16 protein-coding genes are annotated in these 18,362 nt (G+C 31.2%); 6 read left to right on the top strand and 10 right to left on the bottom strand.

Going from position 1 to position 18,362, the window contains the following annotated elements; all coding sequences use genetic code 11:
* On the top strand, positions 1 to 1,311 hold a 1,311-nt coding region (gene metG / locus Q0C58_RS05540), incomplete at its 5' end, for a methionine--tRNA ligase subunit beta (RefSeq protein WP_290698594.1).
* A 1-nt stretch (position 1,312) separates the two neighbouring features.
* On the opposite strand, the gene Q0C58_RS05535 is transcribed toward metG, so the two are convergent.
* Positions 1,313 to 2,200 (bottom strand): alpha/beta hydrolase, encoded by an 888-nt coding sequence (locus Q0C58_RS05535; RefSeq protein WP_290698591.1) that lies wholly within the window; start codon positions 2,198 to 2,200, stop codon positions 1,313 to 1,315.
* 331 nt (positions 2,201 to 2,531) lie between these two features.
* On the opposite strand from Q0C58_RS05535, the gene Q0C58_RS05530 reads away from it, so the two are divergent.
* Together Q0C58_RS05530 and Q0C58_RS05525 are read left to right on the top strand one after the other, a co-directional pair.
* On the top strand, positions 2,532 to 4,658 hold the full coding sequence (locus tag Q0C58_RS05530; RefSeq protein ID WP_290698588.1) for a Tex family protein: 2,127 nt from the start codon (positions 2,532 to 2,534) through the stop codon (positions 4,656 to 4,658).
* Between the two features lies 1 nt (position 4,659).
* Positions 4,660 to 5,565: a histone deacetylase gene (locus tag Q0C58_RS05525; RefSeq protein WP_290698587.1), complete on the top strand. Its 906-nt coding sequence runs from the start codon at positions 4,660 to 4,662 to the stop codon at positions 5,563 to 5,565.
* On the opposite strand, the gene Q0C58_RS05520 is transcribed toward Q0C58_RS05525, so the two are convergent.
* From Q0C58_RS05520 to Q0C58_RS05480, 9 genes are all read right to left on the bottom strand, one after another.
* Entirely contained in the window at positions 5,554 to 6,297 is a 744-nt protein-coding gene (locus Q0C58_RS05520) for a LytTR family DNA-binding domain-containing protein (protein ID WP_290698585.1), read from the bottom strand. The two genes, Q0C58_RS05525 and Q0C58_RS05520, sit on opposite strands and share 12 nt — an antisense overlap.
* Entirely contained in the window at positions 6,287 to 7,102 is an 816-nt protein-coding gene (locus tag Q0C58_RS05515; protein WP_290698582.1) for a histidine kinase, read from the bottom strand. The genes Q0C58_RS05520 and Q0C58_RS05515 overlap by 11 nt, the downstream gene beginning before the upstream one ends.
* Positions 7,078 to 7,707, bottom strand: coding sequence for a hypothetical protein (locus Q0C58_RS05510; RefSeq protein ID WP_290698579.1), 630 nt, complete (start codon positions 7,705 to 7,707; stop codon positions 7,078 to 7,080). The genes Q0C58_RS05515 and Q0C58_RS05510 overlap by 25 nt, the downstream gene beginning before the upstream one ends.
* Before the next feature lie 3 nt (positions 7,708 to 7,710).
* Entirely contained in the window at positions 7,711 to 8,160 is a 450-nt protein-coding gene (locus tag Q0C58_RS05505) for a hypothetical protein (protein WP_290698576.1), read from the bottom strand.
* 137 nt (positions 8,161 to 8,297) lie between these two features.
* The gene (locus tag Q0C58_RS05500) at positions 8,298 to 9,023 is read right to left on the bottom strand and encodes a hypothetical protein (protein ID WP_290698574.1); all 726 of its coding nucleotides are present in this window, start codon (positions 9,021 to 9,023) and stop codon (positions 8,298 to 8,300) included.
* A 188-nt stretch (positions 9,024 to 9,211) separates the two neighbouring features.
* Positions 9,212 to 10,993 (bottom strand): OmpA family protein, encoded by a 1,782-nt coding sequence (locus Q0C58_RS05495; protein WP_290698571.1) that lies wholly within the window; start codon positions 10,991 to 10,993, stop codon positions 9,212 to 9,214.
* 247 nt (positions 10,994 to 11,240) lie between these two features.
* Complete coding sequence (locus Q0C58_RS05490) at positions 11,241 to 11,618, bottom strand: hypothetical protein (protein ID WP_290698568.1); 378 nt, start codon at positions 11,616 to 11,618, stop codon at positions 11,241 to 11,243.
* A gap of 72 nt (positions 11,619 to 11,690) precedes the next feature.
* On the bottom strand, positions 11,691 to 13,115 hold the full coding sequence (locus tag Q0C58_RS05485) for a DUF5689 domain-containing protein (RefSeq protein ID WP_290698565.1): 1,425 nt from the start codon (positions 13,113 to 13,115) through the stop codon (positions 11,691 to 11,693).
* Positions 13,116 to 13,156: 41 nt separating this feature from the next.
* Positions 13,157 to 16,006 carry a TonB-dependent receptor gene (locus Q0C58_RS05480; protein WP_290698562.1) on the bottom strand — a complete coding sequence of 950 codons (2,850 nt, stop codon included), beginning with the start codon at positions 16,004 to 16,006 and terminating at the stop codon, positions 13,157 to 13,159.
* 140 nt (positions 16,007 to 16,146) lie between these two features.
* Between Q0C58_RS05480 and Q0C58_RS05475 the strand changes: the two genes are divergently transcribed.
* The 3 genes from Q0C58_RS05475 to Q0C58_RS05465 form a co-directional block, all read left to right on the top strand.
* Positions 16,147 to 17,202, top strand: coding sequence for an endonuclease/exonuclease/phosphatase family protein (locus Q0C58_RS05475; protein ID WP_290698559.1), 1,056 nt, complete (start codon positions 16,147 to 16,149; stop codon positions 17,200 to 17,202).
* Positions 17,203 to 17,269: 67 nt separating this feature from the next.
* Complete coding sequence (locus tag Q0C58_RS05470; protein WP_290698556.1) at positions 17,270 to 17,893, top strand: hypothetical protein; 624 nt, start codon at positions 17,270 to 17,272, stop codon at positions 17,891 to 17,893.
* A 26-nt stretch (positions 17,894 to 17,919) separates the two neighbouring features.
* Positions 17,920 to 18,362: signal peptidase II (locus Q0C58_RS05465; protein ID WP_290698554.1), on the top strand; the 443-nt coding region annotated here is incomplete at its 3' end.

Raw genomic sequence — 18,362 nt, 5'->3', positions numbered from 1 at the left:
AAAGTATTATACGTTTGGTTCGATGCACCAATTGGCTATATTTCTGCTACCAAAGAATGGGCAGCAAGAGAAGGTAAAGATTGGGAACCATACTGGAAAGATGAAGACACTAAACTAGTGCATTTTATTGGTAAAGATAATATTGTATTTCACTGTATTATTTTTCCAGCAATGCTAAAAGCAGAAGGTTCTTATATTTTACCAGATAATGTGCCTGCAAACGAATTTTTAAATTTAGAAGGCAGTAAGCTTTCAACGTCTAAAAACTGGGCAGTTTGGTTACCAGATTATTTACAAGATTTTCCAGATAAGCAAGACGTATTACGTTACGCACTAACAGCAAACGCACCAGAAACAAAGGATAACGATTTTACTTGGGCAGATTTTCAAGCTAGAAACAATAATGAATTGGTTGCCATCTTTGGTAATTTTATTAATCGTGTGGTTGTTTTAACCAACAAATACTACGAAGGTATTGTTCCTACTCCTAGTGATTTCTCTACAATAGATGAAGACACTTTAGCAACAATAAAAGCTTTTCCAAGTGTTATAGAAAGCTCTTTAGAGCGTTACCGTTTTAGAGAAGCTTCTCAAGAATTAATGAATTTAGCAAGACTTGGAAACAAGTATTTAGCAGACGAAGAGCCATGGAAATTAGTTAAAACAGACGAAGCACGCACAAAAACCATTATGTATGTTGCGCTACAAATAGCTTCTGCTTTAGCAACGTTAAGTGAACCGTTTTTACCGTTTACCTCAACTAAATTAAAAGGAATCCTTTGTTTTTCTGCACTTGATGCGGAATCCACATGGGAAGATATTTCAACTAAAGAAATTTTACTTCCAGCAAATCACCAAATAGGTAAAGGCGAGTTATTATTTGCTAAAATTGAAGACAGCGAAATACAAGCACAAATAGATAAATTAGAAGCTAGTAAAAAAGCTAACGAAGCGGCAAATAAAGTTTTAGAACCACAAAAAGAAGAAATTAATTTTGATGATTTTACAAAATTAGACATTCGTGTTGGTACTATTCTAGAAGCCGAAAAAATGCCTAAAACTAAAAAGCTTTTAGTTTTAAAAGTAGATACTGGAATAGATATTAGAACTATTGTATCTGGAATTGCAGAAAGCTTTAAACCTGAGGAGGTAGTTGGTAAAAAAGTAACCGTTTTGGTTAATTTAGCACCTAGAGCTTTACGTGGAGTAGAAAGCCAAGGCATGATTTTAATGACTGAAAATGAAGAAGGAAAACTAGTTTTTGTAAATCCTGATGATGCAAATGTTAATAATGGATTACATATAAGTTAAATTATTCTTTAAAAATACTTTTTATTAGTTCTATTATATGTGGTTTAATTAATTCAGATCTTGCCCAAGCTATTTCATGCCCTGTTTCTGGTGTGGTAATAATCTTAATATTACTAAACTGTTTTTCTGTATAAGTTACATTTCCGTAAGGTACAATATCATCTATATTACCATGAAAATGTAAAACAGGCACATGTACTAATTTCCAATCGTTTTCTAATAATTGTAACTCTCTAACATGCGTTGTTTTTTCATCTCCAGCAACACGATAACCTGTAGGCACTAACCATCGTGTTATCCACCATTGTGTTAATCTAGATCCCCAAATTTTCTTCTCTTGTTTTGGATCTATTGCTGGCGAAATTATAACAACTCCTTTTACATTGTTATTTATTGCCGCTAACCTAGCAGCTAATGGTCCACCATAAGAAGATCCAATGGCAATAACATTTTCTAGTTTATATGCATTAATTAAACTGCTCATAATATGAGCTTGTTTTGTAATAGAAGTCATTTCTTCTCCAAAATTAGAGTAACCATAACCTGGTCTATCTATAGCATACAAGTTTGCTTCCTTTATAAAAGTGCTGTCATTTAAATATGCATTCCACGCAGATAATGAACTTGGAGAACCATGAAAAAACACCAAGTTAATGTCCTTTCTAGATTCTTTAACTTGAAGCACTCTAATTTTTAAATCTAAACTATCAACATCATAATAAGAAATATCTGTTGAGATCTGTTTTTTATCAAAATACTCTTTTATTTCAACATCATTAGAACGCCATTGCCAAACAGTACAAGACATCACTGGCATAGTCACGATAAAGATTAGAATATACTTTTTAAAAACATTTGTAATAGTTTTTAAGTTTTCGTTTTTAGGCATTCAAATCTCATTTAGATTTCTAAAGTTAGAAAAAGAAGTTTGTTTATTATACTTTTTAAGTAATAATTAATTTTTTAATAGGTAAACACTTTTCTTAATATTCTAAACATTAATTTTAATAGTACTTTCATTAAAACTATAATAAGTCAAATTACTAACGATGTTGAATTAATTGCATTTAAAGATGCAATAAGGAGACATTAATGACGCTTTAGAAGATACAAGATGTATTATTCTCGAAAATTTTACGGTTAAAAAAGTACTTATTTTTATTCTATTTCTTATTCTAAAAGTATAAAATGGTATTTTAGCTACTTACATTTTATAGTGAATGACAGCATTAATTAAATATATAATTTCTAAAACCAGACTTCCAGAAACTTCTATAAAAAACACTGTAGAGTTGTTAAATCAAGATGCAACTATCCCATTCATTTCGCGCTACAGAAAAGAAGCAACAGGTAATTTAGACGAAGTACAAATTGGAGACATTGTAAAATACAAAGAACAGTTTGAAACTTTAGAAAAACGAAAAAAAGCAATTTTAAAGGCTTTAGAAGAACAGGACGTTTTAACTGAAGATTTAAAAGCTAAAATTAAAGCGTGTACATATTTAACAACACTCGAAGATTTATACCTACCATACAAGAAAAAACGAAAAACTAAAGCTGAAACTGCTCGTAAAAACGGTTTAGAACCATTGGCTAAAATAATAATGAGTCAAAATGCAAACGATATTGAATCTATTGCATACAAATACGTAAAAGGAGATGTGACTAGTTTTGATGATGCTTTAGAAGGCGCACGACACATTATTGCAGAGTGGATTAACGAGCGATTAGATATTAGAAATAGTTTAAGAAATCAACTGGAGCGTCATGCTCAAATTTCAACCAAAGTTATTAAAGCAAAAACCGAGGACGAAAAGGCTCAAAAATTTAGAGATTATTTCGATTGGTCCGAAAGTTTACAACGTATTCCGTCTCACAGGTTACTTGCTATTTTAAGAGCAGAAAACGAAAGTTTTATTCGTGTTAAAATTGAAATAGACGACATAAAAGCACTCGAAAATATAGACCGTAGAATTATTAAATCTCGTAATGCTTGTGCAGACCAAATAGAACTCGCCATTTCTGATGCATACAAACGCTTATTGTTTCCTTCGTTAAGTAACGAAGCATTGAGTAATGCTAAAGAAAAAGCAGATGAAGCAGCAATTACAGTTTTTGCAAAAAACCTAAAACAATTATTATTAGGATCACCTATAGGCGAAAAACGTGTTTTAGCTATCGATCCAGGATTTAGAACTGGTTGTAAAGTAGTTTGCTTAGATGCGCAAGGTGGTTTATTACATAACGAAACTATTTATCCGCATCCTCCAAAAAGTGATAGTATTGGTGCTATTAAAAAACTATCTTCCTTAACTGAAGCTTATAAAATTGAAGCCATTGCTATTGGAAATGGCACAGCATCTCGCGAAACTGAGGCTATAGTTAAAAAAATACATTTTAAAAATGAGGTACAAGTATTTGTAGTTAGTGAAGCTGGAGCAAGTATTTATTCGGCTTCCAAAATTGCTAGAGACGAGTTTCCTAATTATGATGTTACTGTAAGAGGTTCGGTTTCTATTGGTAGGCGTTTACAAGATCCTTTAGCAGAGTTAGTGAAAATTGATGCTAAATCTATTGGTGTTGGACAATATCAGCATGATGTTGACCAAAACAAGCTTCAAAAGCAATTAGATGTTGTGGTTGAAAATTGCGTAAATAGTGTAGGTGTAAATATTAATACTGCAAGTGTGCCTTTACTAAGTTCGGTTTCTGGAATTGGACCTAAATTAGCCGAAAACATTTTTAATTACAGAAATGAAAATGGTGTTTTTAAATCTAGAAATGCTATTAAAAAAGTACCACGTTTAGGCGGAAAAGCTTTCGAGCAAGGCGCAGCTTTCCTTAGAATTAAAGAGGCTAAAAATCCATTGGACGATTCTTCAGTGCATCCAGAAAGTTATAAAATTGTCGAAAAAATGGCAAAAGATGAAGGTGTTTCAGTTGAAAAATTAATTGGTAACGAGGCCATTCTTCAGAAAATAGATTTAAAAAAATATTACACAGAAACTACTGGGCTTTTAACGCTTGAAGATATTATTAAAGAACTTAAAAAACCTGGCTTAGATATTAGAGAAACTGCTAAGGTTTTTAGTTTTAACCAAAATATAAAAGCTATAACCGACTTACATTCTGGACAGTTATTACCTGGAATAGTAAATAATATTACTGCTTTTGGCTGTTTTGTAGATATTGGAATTAAAGAAAGTGGCTTGATACATGTATCTAACCTAAGTGATAGTTTTGTAAAAGACGTAAACGAGCATGTACATTTAAATGAGCAAATTATTGTAAAAGTTTTAGAGGTAGATGTTGCTAGAAAACGTATTCAATTAAAGCTAAACAAATAAGATGTTAAAAATTGCATCCCATCCTATTTATTGTCATCCTTTGCCAGAAAACCATCGGTTTCCAATGCTTAAATACGAACTACTTCCAGGGCAATTGATACACGAAGGCACCTGCAAAAAAGATAATTTTTTTGAGCCTGAGCGTATGATAAATGAAGCACCAATTCTTGCAGTACACACACCAGACTATTTTTACGATTTATTAAATATCACTTTAGACCAAAGAGCAGCAAGAAAAATAGGATTTCCTTTAAGCGAAGTTTTAGTAGAGCGAGAAATAACGATAGCTAATGGCACAATTAAAGCTAGTGAATTTGCTTTAAAATATGGTATCGCTATGAATATTGCTGGTGGAACGCATCATGCTTATACAAACCGTGGAGAAGCTTTTTGCATGCTTAACGATCAAGCCATTGGTTCTAGATACCTGCAAAAAAACAAGTTAGCAGAAAAAATATTAATTGTAGATTTAGATGTACATCAAGGAAATGGTACTGCCGAGATATTTAAAGATGATGCTTCTGTTTTTACGTTTTCTGTGCATGGAAAGCACAATTATCCTTTTAAAAAAGAAGAAAGCGACTTAGATATTGCACTAGAAAACAATGTTGGAGATCAAGAATATTTGTCTATTTTATATAAAACACTTCCACTTTTAATAAAACAACAACAACCTGATTTTATTTATTATTTATGTGGTGTAGATGTTATTGCTACAGATAAATTAGGAAAACTAGGCTTATCTATTGCTGGTTGTAAAGCGCGAGATCAATTTGTTTTAGAAATCTGTAAAGTAAATAATATTCCTGTTATGTGCAGTATGGGAGGAGGTTACAGTCCAGATATAAAAACAATTATAGATGCACATGCTAATACTTTTAGGCTTGCTCAGGATCTATTTTTTTAATTGCTCTAAAAAATCCTGCCTTCGGTTTCTTGACACTGGGATTTTAATTGTTGTATCTAAAACAACATAACCTTCGTTTAAATACTTATCTATATAACTTAAGTTTATAAGGTGCGATTTGTGTACTAAATAAAAATTATTATGCTCTAAAAGTTTATTAAAATGCCCAATACTGTTGGAACTCAACATTGGTTTTCCGTTTTTTAAATGAATTTTAGTGTAACCGGTTTCGCCTTCGCAATGTATTATATCTTCAATTTTTACAAATTCTAAGCCATCGATACTTGGTATAATTATTTTCTTTTTCTGAAACGTTTGCACGCCTAAATTCTCTATTAATTGCTTGTTTTTAATAAGTGCTGTTTTCTCTTCAATATTTTGTTTTGCGTTAGTTACGGCTTCAACCAAATCACTATTATCAACAGGTTTTACTAGGTAACCAATAGCACAATGTTTTATGGCTTCTATTGCATAATTATCGAAAGCGGTTGCAAAAATGATTTCAAATTCTGGTTTTTCAAACTGTTTTAAAACATCGAAACCACTTAACTCTGGCATTGCAATGTCTAGAAAAACCAGGTCTGGTTTTAAGTCTTTAATAAGTTTGATACCTTCTTTTGGGTTTTGGGTCTCCGCAATAATTTCAATATCTGGACATAAGCGTTCTAGCTTATTCTTGAGAATCGCTAGTGCTTTACGTTCATCGTCTATTAGGATGGTTTTAATGTTCATTTTCAACGTCTTTAAATATTAAAACAACTCTTGTTCCTGTTTGGTTTTCTTGAGTCTCAGAGCGGTCTAAAATTGTAAAATCAATATCCCAATTATTACTTTCTTTTAGTAATAACAAGCGCTCTTCAAGTACAAAACTGGAATGTTCTGTATGTGTTTTCTTTTTGTTTTTAGATAATTCTCGTGCTCTATTTATACCTATTCCATTATCTACTACTTCTATTTTAAAGACAGTGTCGTTTACATAAACACACTTTAATTCTAATATACCTTGTCCTTCTTTATGAAAAATGCCATGATTTATTGCATTTTCTAGAATTGGTTGCAAAATCATTGGTGGTAAAAATAAATCCTCAATATCAAGCTTAGTATCAACCTCAACGTTATAATTAAGACCTTCTTCGAATCTTAATTTTTCAATTTCGAGATATTTATTTAGTAGTTGTAATTCGTTCTCTAAACTAATGGTTTGCTTTCGCGAATACTCGAAAAACAATCGCATTAATTTTGAAAATTTTGCAAGATAATCTTCACTTTTTTCAACTTCGTTTAACTGAATATAGTACTGTATTGCATTTAAAGAATTATGTACAAAATGAGGATTCATTTGTGCACGCAAAGCATTTAACTCTAACTTGTGTTGTCTTTTTTGGTTGTTTAGTTTGGTTTCTAATTGTTCTTGTACAAGTTTGTTTTTACGGTTGTTGAATGTTACAAATAATAAAACTACAGCAACAATAATAATTAAGGCTATAGCAAATAATATTAGAAAAATCTGGTTTATATGTTCCGAGGTTTCCAGCATAAAAATGATTTAATAAAGCTACCGTATAAAATTATGTTTAAAATTAAAATTGGAACTCTATAATAAAATGTATTAGCTCCTATATAGTCTTTAAATAGTAATAAAGGTAAATAACCTATGTGATAAATTAGCAATCCAGTAACAATCCAAAATTTTGGTGTTGATTTATATTTTACAACTTCTTTATTATTTAGTAAATCTAAATAAAACAAGAAGGAGCTTATTAATATTGTTACTGCTCCTGCTATCCACATGATTTCCATAAGGCCATGTATAAAGCGATCTTTATATGCCGAAAATAATGTTGCTATACTAAATAACACTAGTAAACTGTTTACTAGTTGCTTTTGATTCAGATCTTTTTTAAACCAAAATAAATAAAATAAAAAACTAAGAATTGAAAGAACATTATAAATAGGAAAGGATCTCAAACCGAATATTTCTTTTACAATAGTTGCTGAAATCTCTGATACTACTATTAAAAACAATAGTAACAGGAAATAGCGTTGGAATGTGTTTTTATAATGTTTCCAATAAATAATGGCAATAATTAGCGCCATTATTTGAACAATCCACATTCCTACTTTTAAATGAAATATTGTCATGATTTAAGGATATACAACTTTTCCAGGATCTCCCATATTTAAAGCACTACTACTTGTATTTTTTCTAGACAAATCGCTATCGTCTTGAGTTCTTGTTATTTCAGAATGTGTTGGAGCAAAAAATACGTTTGTTTCATTATTTAATGAACCTAGATATACTCGCATTCCTAAATCTGTAAGCCCTTCATCTTCTGCATTCTTTTTTACATACTTAATGTAATTTTCTAATTCATCCAATTTAAACCAAACCTCATGGTTATCGTCTACATTAATATTGCCTGTTTCTACCTCTATTTTGTATGCTAAATGGTATTGTTCTGCAACAGATTGTTCTATTAAACCTGTTGGTTCATCATAAGCTTGACACTCTTTATTGGCTTCGCATTCCTTAAAAAGAAGTACTGCCAATGCTACACAAATAATTAATAGAGATTTTGATGCTAAATTTTTCATGTTATAGTTAGTTTAATTAATAGTTAGGTTACTAAGATAATATTTTACTTATTAATGTTAAATATGGTGTTATTTAAATAATATAAAACCCAAGACCATACTTCTTATAGCCTTTTAGTTTTGTTAGACTAATTAAATTAATTTGGACAACATTGTTTAAAGCAGAAGTTATCGAACCACCATTGCTCTGCAGGATTCTCTCCTTCATCTATAGCAAAATAAACGCCTTGTGCATTTTGTATTAATGTATTAAAACTAGCTACATCTGCTGCAGGTGTAGTAGAAGGATTAATAACCCAAGTTCCAAAACTATTAGATGGTAAAGTAGTACCTGAAGCTAATTCTAGAGGAACTTCTATAGTTGTTGGTGGATTACCTGAAGTTATAAGGTTAGAGGCGTTTAAAATAAAAAATGCTCTAACAGCTGCGTTTAAGGGATCTGTGTCACTATAAACACCAATTCCATTGTCTGTTGTTAAACCATTATTAGAACCTGATAAGTATTCAATATCTAATCTAAGAGCACAGCCTTGAGCGTTAAAATCTCTTGGGAAATCAACTCCGTTATAGGCTATTGTACCTCCCGAACCATCTTGTACAAATAATACTTGTGATCCATTTCTAGTTTGAAACTCAACATTACTTGTTGTAATACCAATCCAATTTCCTTGTGTTCCTAAAGTTTCGTCTTCAAAGTCTTCAAATATTTCACATGATTCTACACATGGATCATCATAATCGCAACCTTCATCACTACATGAAAAAGACATTGAAAGTACTAACGTTATTAATACTAATTTTAGTCCTGCAAAAAACAGAGATTTTAAACCCTGATTTTTCAATATTATATTTTTTGTGTTCATTTTATTATATTTATTTTGCTTGAAAAAATGTGTTCGCTCTTAACATCTATACTTCAGATCATTAATCATATTAAGCTTGGTTCTTTTTTATTATATTTTGTTTTAAAATAAGCCAAGACTTCATTATTAATATGAAACAAATCCGTCTTGGCTTGGCATTGATTAATAGCTTCTTTTATATTATTAAATTATTCTAGGCAAACCACTTTAAACTCTGTTCTACGGTTAATAGTATGTTCGTTTTCTGCACATGTTACTCCATCTACACAACGGTTTAACAACTCTGTTTCTCCTGCACCACGTGCAATTAAACGATCTCTAGAAACACCTTTAGTCATTAAGTAGTTTACTGTAGATTGTGCTCTCTTTTGAGACAGTTCTTGATTGTATGGATTACTTCCACGAGCATCTGTATGAGAAGACATTTCTACTTTTATTGTTGGATTATCTTGCATTAACTTTACTACGTAATCTAAATCTGGACGAGCAGCAGTTAGGATATCCCATTTGTCTAAGTTGAAAATAATATTATCTAATTTTATAGCTTGACCACAAGGGTTTACACACATTTCGAAATCAATAAATAAAGATTTATTACGGTCTACTCCTGTTGTAGTTACTTCAACTTCGTTAGAAAAATAACCGTTTTTTCTACCATTTAAAGCGTAAGTTGAAGCTTGTTTTAGATGAAAAATAAATTCTCCATTTACATCAGACAAGGTGTTTTTTTGTCCAGCTTCAATTTTATTTTTCAATAAAACATCTACGCCTTGAATACCTTTGTTAGTATTACATTCTACCACATCTCCTTTTAAAATGAAGTTTAAATCTGCATACTCTACAACTTTCTGGATACTATTTCCATCTTTTTTACAAGCTTTAAACTCTGCTTTAGAAATAGTAGCTTCATCTAAATTGATATCGAAAAAATTTCCTTTTACAACGTAATCATCTTCAGCAACATCATTAAAAACAACAACTCCATACGAGTTAGTTACTCCAGATTGCACAATATTTCCATTTAAATCTGTTAATACTACATCTGTAAATGGTAATTTTTCATTAGAATATTTATCTATTGCTGTTACAGTTACTCCACAACCACAAGTTGCACAACATCTTGGCATATGGTCATCACCACAAACTTCGCAGACCTCTTTATTTTTGCTAAACTTATAAGTAATTCCTGCAAAAACGCCAACAGAAGAAATATCGCAATCACAAGCTTCTGTTCTTAATAGTGGTCCATTTTGATCAAGTGTAACTCCTGATGCTCCTGTAGGATCTGTAAATGGTACTAAAGGATGGTGTGCTGCCGAAATTCCTAAAACAGGATCTACCAATTCTTGAGCACCAAAGTGACGCATATAGTAAGCTCCTGCATTTACACCAAAATTATTATTTAGCATGTAAGTAAAACGCAGTTGACCTTTAAATGTAAATACTCCAGAATCATCATAACCTGCATGAAAGTTTAATAGTTCGTTTCCTGGATTTGCATTTTCTAACAAAGTTCTACCTCCTTTAATTGAAGCTAAACCAAAACGTGTATTAATCTCTGTTTTAAACTTTCCAGAGGTGCTTCTAAATTGAGCATTTGGTCCAATACCATAGAAAACTCTTGTGATTCCATCTTCAGATAAATTAGTTGCGGTAATTGGCACTAAAAAAGCATCATTAAGGTTGTCTGTTTGAAAAACACTCTCTGGTTTATTTTTAATGTAATCTAAGTCGATACCTAAACCAAAGGTATTCCAATAGTAATCTAAAGAGAGTCCTAAATTTAATCCTCCTTTATAATCTATCGCAGGTGTGTTATTTTTATACGATGGAAAATCGTACCCAATTCGTGGTGACAGTTGAAAATAATTTGTGTCATTTTCTAATTGTTGTCCATTAGCAGTAAACGACAAAGCGCATACTAATACAACAAGAAGTAGTTTAATAATGTTTTTAAAATTGTTCATCATTTTAGTTTTAATTTGTTTGTATAGTTTTAGATACCAATGGTTGTTATTTTGTTACCCTTTTTTTAGTTTTTTATTAAAGGAAGACTGTACATTGCGCATTTACGCTGCAAATATTAAGTAAATGAAGGCCTTAACATAGTACTAATTTACATGCAGTTAGTTTGAATCCATTATCGGTAACCTTGAATCTATAAACGAAAAAAGCCCACTCAATGAGTGGGCTTTTAGATGTATAATGAAAATTTAATTACGTAGCTTGAAGTAATAGTAAACCAAAACCAACACAAATAAAAGGCAGTGCTAAAAGCAAAGTCATGTTATACTTTGGCGCTTTCTTTTTATTGAATTTTGCATTCATCACCTTTCTAGTTTTACCGTTGTAGCTAATCCAATTTTTAAAGTGAATAGCTATCGATAGCATTATAAAAAGTATCCAAGCTTTATCTTTAGACATAGTATCTACATGCATCTGACTTAAAAAAGCAGCGAAAAAACAGCCTAAAAGAAAAGCTAAAGCTATTTGTAATATCGAAGTATAAAACAACGCAATGGTATTAGCCTTTTGCTTGTAACGTTCTTTAAAACGAGAAAACATGAAATAAAAAAATTGATCGAAAACTGTCATAGTTTAAAAGTAAAAAACCTGATAAAATTAACTATCAGGTTTTTAATATAAATTATTTAAAAACAATATTTATTACATTCCTGTAATTTTAATATCGTCAATATGGTATCTAGTTTCTGCTCCACCTGCTGCACCTAAGTATTTAAAGGCAACATGTACATCTCCGTTTAAACAAGAGATATTAATGTTAGAGGCTACAAAATCTCCAAATCCACCATCACCAATTGGGATATTAGCTTCAAGTTCTATCCACTCAGTTGTTAAAGGATCTCCTGTATAGTTTTCTGTAATTAAAGCAGTTAAAACTTTTCCAGTTTCAAAGTTAGAAGATACTTCGAAAGTTAACTCTTCATTAGTAGAACCATCTAAGTTTATTGCTGGAGTTACTAACCAAGCTTCTAATGGGCTTTCGCTTGTTCCAAATGCAGAAATCTTCATGTATGTATCACCACTAAAGGAGTTGTCTTCGTAGCGCTCGCTTCCTCCAGAAACATTAACATTTGTCCAACCTAATGCGTCTAATTGTGACTCATTAGTAATGGTTTGAAAATCTTCGTTAAAAACAGTTACAGCTGTAGAAACAGGATCTGTACATTCTAAAACAATAGGATCGCATCTATCTGCATTACTAAAATCTATATCATCTACAGTATTTACCGTTAAAACACTAAAATCGTCACCAAAATCCCTAGAGTATATTCCAGAAATTGCCCCTCTACCTTGAGGTAACTGTGCGCCTTTAAAATCTGCAAACGTACTTGTTTGTAAACTTATTGAAGCATTAGTATCACAATTAGTTATTGTTCTAAAGCCATCAAAACTATCTGCAGCTTCACCAGCAAATGTAAGTTCTTTTTGAGCTTTTACTATTTGAGAGTTCGTTAATTGGATAAATGTGTTTTCATCATTATCGGTTAAATCTTCAACAGCAACAACTTTAGGAGTAATAGTAACAACTTCTGGGTCTCTAATAATAAACTCTTTAAAACCACCTATAGTAGCATCTTCTAATTGCTCTAAACTATTACCATTAGACTTACCTAAAGTGTAAACACCGTTTTCTAAGCCAATAGCTAAACCGTTAAGTTTTATAAAAACTTTACGTCCAAAGTTATAAAAACCTCCAAGATCTCTTGCGTTAATTTCAACTTTTAATCCACGTCTTACGTCTCCAACAGGATCGCTTCCATCTATAGAGTTTTGAATACTAATTTCCTCGAAAAAATTCCCTGTTCCATCGTCTGAAACTACATAACCAACAGCATATAAAGGCGCTTCATTTTCTACAGAAAATACACCTACTTGCTCTCCATCTAGTACAGCAGCATCATATCGTGCTACTATGTTTGAAAAAGAGGTAAGTAATCCTAACTCAGCTACATTTACTGGTGCTATTGTTAATTCTGGCAAAGAAAAATCATCGTCTTCTACACATGAATTAATAAGTAGCAATGCAACTAAACTAAATGCTAGTGTTAAAATTTTATTTGTTTTCATAATAATTAATTTATTAAATTTAATCTTTTCTTTTTTATTTTCTAAAATCTTACGTAACAATTTAAAAAGTAGTTTGCGCCTCTACCAAAAAAGAACTTTGGAGCAAAAACTCTTCCTGAGCTAGCATTGTCATCTCTTAATGCTCTAAAATCTGCTGTACGTCCTTGCTCAAAACCACCTGTTATGTATTGTTTATCTAATACGTTACCAATACTTGCAAAGAAGCCAATAAACTTATCGCCTACTTTCCAAGACTTACCACCAACTAGGTTAACTACCATATAATGTTCAATCTCTTCTTGACGTAGTAACTCTCTTGCAATTGTTGGATCGTAATCTGCAAAAGTATTACCATCACTATCTTGTGTAAAAAATGAAGAACGTGCTAATGGACTAATATCCACATAGGTATTAGAGAAAAAATTTGATGTTGCGCCAAACCACCAATAATCAGGATCTCTATATTCGAATCCTACTGAGTATGCTCGTTGTGGTCCACCAGCTACTTTGTAATCTTTAATAGAGGTTTGAAAAATCTCCTCTACGGCTCCTGCTCCATCGTCTCCACTTCTATCAAGAAAATCGTCTGATGTTGATGTTAAATAAACAAACGGGTTATTATCGTATGTATATTCTCCAACTGAAGCAGCTCCTTTTAATTTTATTGTTGGTGTTATTTGAGCTTCAATTCCAAATTCTGCTCCAATGTGCTTTTTATCTACACCTGCAAGTGTTTCTTGAATAAATCCAGAAGCAGTTGCACCTTGTGCAAAGAAGAATGATACTTCGTTTGCATCTTCAATTTTAGTATAAAACCCTGTTAATTTTGCTTTAACTATGGTAGATCTAAAGATATAACTTGCATCTAGAGATTGTATTTTTTCTTCGGTTATTTCTACACCTTCAAAATTTTGACCTCTTGTAACTCCTACATAATCTTGACTTTCTCTAGAATTAGTATAAGTGTTCCTTAAGTTAGGTGCTTGTGTTAAATAACCTGCATTAACATCTATTAAATGTTTTCCAGAAATTTTATATGTAAAACCTCCTTTAACGCCATAACCTGTAAAGTCTAATTTTTTTCCTTTTCCAGAAGAGTTATCAAATTCACCTATAACATCATTATCATCATTAGTGATATCAAAAACTTGATTTCCATTTTTGTAAACACCTTCTCTTTGGTATTCTGTTTTTGTAACGTTTGCTGCTACAAAAAAATCAATCTTATTATATTTAAATTGTGCTTGAGCAAAACCACCAATCTCTTCAGCATACAAATTAAAATTATATCTAAACTTATCTCCTATTCCAGCAACTTGATTTGGGTTTAACAAATCAAAATCTTGTTGACTAAATGCATCTGTATTAGAAATACCTGTATTGCTTCCTAATAAATCTACAACTTCAGCAAAATTCTCAGATCTTAATCTTCTATAATTAACACCTCCATTAAATAAGATGTTTTCATTAATTTCTGTGTTATATAAAGAAGTTACAGAAATTGTTTTATCGTCTGTTCTATCATCATACAATACATATGCTGCAGATGGGTTATTAGGGTTTGTATTATCAAAAACATTAGCTTCAAATAACGAATTCCAATCTAATTGACCATCATTAACAAATTCTTGCTGTGCTAAAAATGCTGCTGAGTAATTTGGGCCATCATCATTTATTTGAGATAAATGAAAGCTTGGTAAATTTTGATAATATGCAGGACTTGTGTTTGCTCCTCCTGGAAAATCTAAACGACTACTTGCTCTTTTTCCAAATTGATAAGCGACAGTTGTATTTAAACTTGTTTTAGAACTAATATCCCAAAAGTGAGATAATTGCAAAATAGGTTCTTCTATTTCTCTAATTCTAGAGTTTCTTTTCTCTCCATCTAAATACCCCCAATACTCATTATATTTTATTCCTTTTAAATCTACAACCTCTTGTGTATTAGGCGATGTTCTACCTCTTCTATTTGGTGCGTAAATTGAAGTAAAGTTTATACTATGCTTATCGTTAATTTTTTTCTCTATTGCTGCAAATAATGAATTTGCATCATATAATGTAGCATCTTGAAAACCTTCTTCTCCCCAACGTCTTCCTGCCATTAAGGTAAAAGCCCAACCATTTTCCATTAAACCAGTAGCATACTTAGCCATAAGTCTATTAGTATAACTTCTGTTTGAAGAAGAATAAGTAATTTGTCCACCTTCTCTATAAGCTGATGCTCTTGTTGAGATATTTGTAGTTCCCAATACGCCTCCAAAGGCATAAGCAGAAGGTGTAAGTCCTTGAGAAAATTCTTGATTACGAACAACATCGTTTAGTCCTCCCCAGTTTCCCCATTGAGGTCTTCCTGTATCGAATTTATTCATTTCGATACCATTTATTAATACATTTCCGTTGTCTGAATCTAATCCTCTTACTCTAAAAAAAGATGGACTAAATTCGAAAGCAGCGGTTCTTTGAAAAACGTCTCGTGATGATGATAGTAAACCAGAAACATTGTCAGAACCGTTAGAGTCATCATTTAATTCTTCTTCAGACAATGTAATTGTAAACAAGTCTATCTGTCCACCTCTATCAACTTCAAGAGTCATGTCTTGGATATCTACTGTTTTACCTTCATTTACTATAATAGGATATCTTTTTGTTAAAAATCCAATTTTAGAAATTTTTAGCATTTGCTCTCCAAAAGGAATTGGCTGGCTAAATTTAAACTGACCAAAACCATCTGTAGTTTCAGTTTGTCCTGTTTCTTCAACAGTAATTGTTACGTCTGGAATAAACTCATCTGTAACAGCGTCCTTTACGCTACCCTTTACAACCGTTTCTTGTGCGAAGATTGTACAGAAAGAAAACATTCCAAATAAAAAAATAAAAAAACTTTTTTTCATACTAGAAATAATAGTTAATAATAGTTTACACATTAAATAATAGTTATTTAAGGCGAGCAAAGTTACATTATTTATTAGAAACATTTACCTTTGGCAAGCATTTTGAATGCATGCATAACATTAACATAACTTTATAACTAATGAAGAATTTTAAAATATGGCTTACAGTTGTACTTATCGCTGCTTTTGTAGGCGTTAATGCTCAAGAAGAAAAAAAATATAAAATTCATACTGTGGCTTTTTATAATCTTGAAAATTTGTTTGATACTGTAAACGACACAGAAAAAAACGATGAAGCTAGCCCAATGATGGAAATTAAAGCAAATCGTGAAGAAATTTATAAAAAGAAAGTACATAATATGGCACGAGTAATTTCAGATATTGGTACTGAAACTACTGGAAACACTCCTGCACTTATTGGCATATGTGAAGTAGAAAATGTTAATGTTGTTGAAGATGTTGCTAATGACCCTCTACTTTTAGCTAAAAACTACGGCATTGTACATTTTGAATCACCTGATAGACGTGGTATTGATGTTGGTTTGATGTACCAAAAAGATTTGTTTCAACCTATCTCTAAAAGTTCGCATACTTTAAAGATTTATGATGATCTTACAAGAAATCGTATTTATACAAGAGATCAGCTTTTAGTTTCCGGGAAATTAGACGGTGAACTTATATACGTTATAGTAAACCACTGGCCTTCAAGACGTGGAGGTGAAGAAAGAAGTCGCGCTAAACGTGTTGCTGCTGCAAAACTAAACAAACACTTAATGGATTCTATACAAGTAAAAGATCCTTATGCTAAAATTATTACGATGGGAGATTTAAATGACAATCCTACAAATGCAAGTGTTAAAGATGTATTGAAAGCTAAATCGAAAAAGAAAAACGTAAAAATTAAAGGTATCTATAATCCTTTTATTAATATGTTTAAAAAACAAGGTTTAGGTACTGGTGCTTACAGAGATTCATGGAGTCTTTTTGATCAAATTATGGTTACAAAGCCATTAATTGAAACCGATTTTTCTTCATTTAGATTCTATAAAGCTGGAATTTTTAATAAAAATTACTTGACTAATAAAAAAGGACGCTATAAAGGTTACCCGTTAAGAAGTTTCGCAGATGGAGGTTTTACAGATGGGTTTAGTGATCACTTTCCTGTTTATTTATATTTAATAAAAGAAATGAAATAATAGTTAAAAAATAAATTCAAAACGCCAGCTACATACTAGTTGGCGTTTTTTGATTACATTTATTTTTATGAAAAGCATACTATTTACTCTACTTTCTCTATCTGTAATTTTACTTTACGGACAAAAGATAGAAGAAAAAACAATAAGTAATAGCGCTATAAAATCTATTATTATTGAAGGTGATGCAATATTTAAAATTACCATAAAAACTTCTACTACTAAAAACATAAAAATAACTTCTAATATTGAAGGCGAATACACAAGCAATACCAATGTAGTAAGTAAAGTTGATAAAAACGACCTTTTAATAACGTGTGATTACCCTAAATTAGACTATAAGACAGACGATAAATTAAATGCGCACAAAGTACATTCTATAGAAATTAGCCTTGAGATACCAGAACATTTAAGCTTAAATATTAATAGTGAAATAGCGTCGGCTAAAATTAGTGGTACCTATAAATATTTACTTTTAGAACTAAACCAAGGCAATGCACAACTATTAAATTTTTCGGGCAATGCAACTATTAACACTTTTAATGGCAATATATATATTGAGACTAGTAATGCTAGAATTAAAGCAAAAACAAAAACTGGAATTTTGAAGACGGAAAAAATTACAGAATCCCAAAATCATATAGAAATCAAATCAATTAACGGAAATATTAACATCTGTAAAACTAAAAATTAGTCTTATTTTAGCTTCAAACATTTTTAATGTCTTTAAAAAAAGTTTCGATTTTAATTATTATTATTTTACTTATCGACCAGATTAGTAAACTGTACATAAAAACACATTTTCAATTACATGAATCTGTAGAGATATTTAGTTGGTTTAAAATTTATTTTGTTGAAAATGATGGTATGGCTTGGGGAACAAAATTAAGTGACTTTGCTCCTAGCTTGATAAGTGATAGAATAGCCAAACTGGCTTTAACAACTTTTAGAATTATTGCAATTTTTGGTATTGGTTATTGGTTAATAACTTCGATTAAAAAACAACAATCTAAAATATTACTCTTAGCATTAGCATTTATTTTTGCTGGTGCTTTAGGTAATATTATAGACTCTGTTTTTTATGGTGTTGCTTTTAATGATAGTTTTGGGCAAGTAGCTTCTTTTCTACCGAATCAAGGAGGTTACGAAAGCTTACTACATGG

Origin of the sequence: Lacinutrix sp. (genome assembly GCF_023299985.1) — a bacterium.
In the GTDB taxonomy this organism is placed as follows: Bacteria; Bacteroidota; Bacteroidia; order Flavobacteriales; family Flavobacteriaceae; genus Lacinutrix.
The sequence above is the reverse complement of the archived record's forward strand: the minus strand, read 5'-3'. Positions and strand labels throughout refer to the sequence as shown.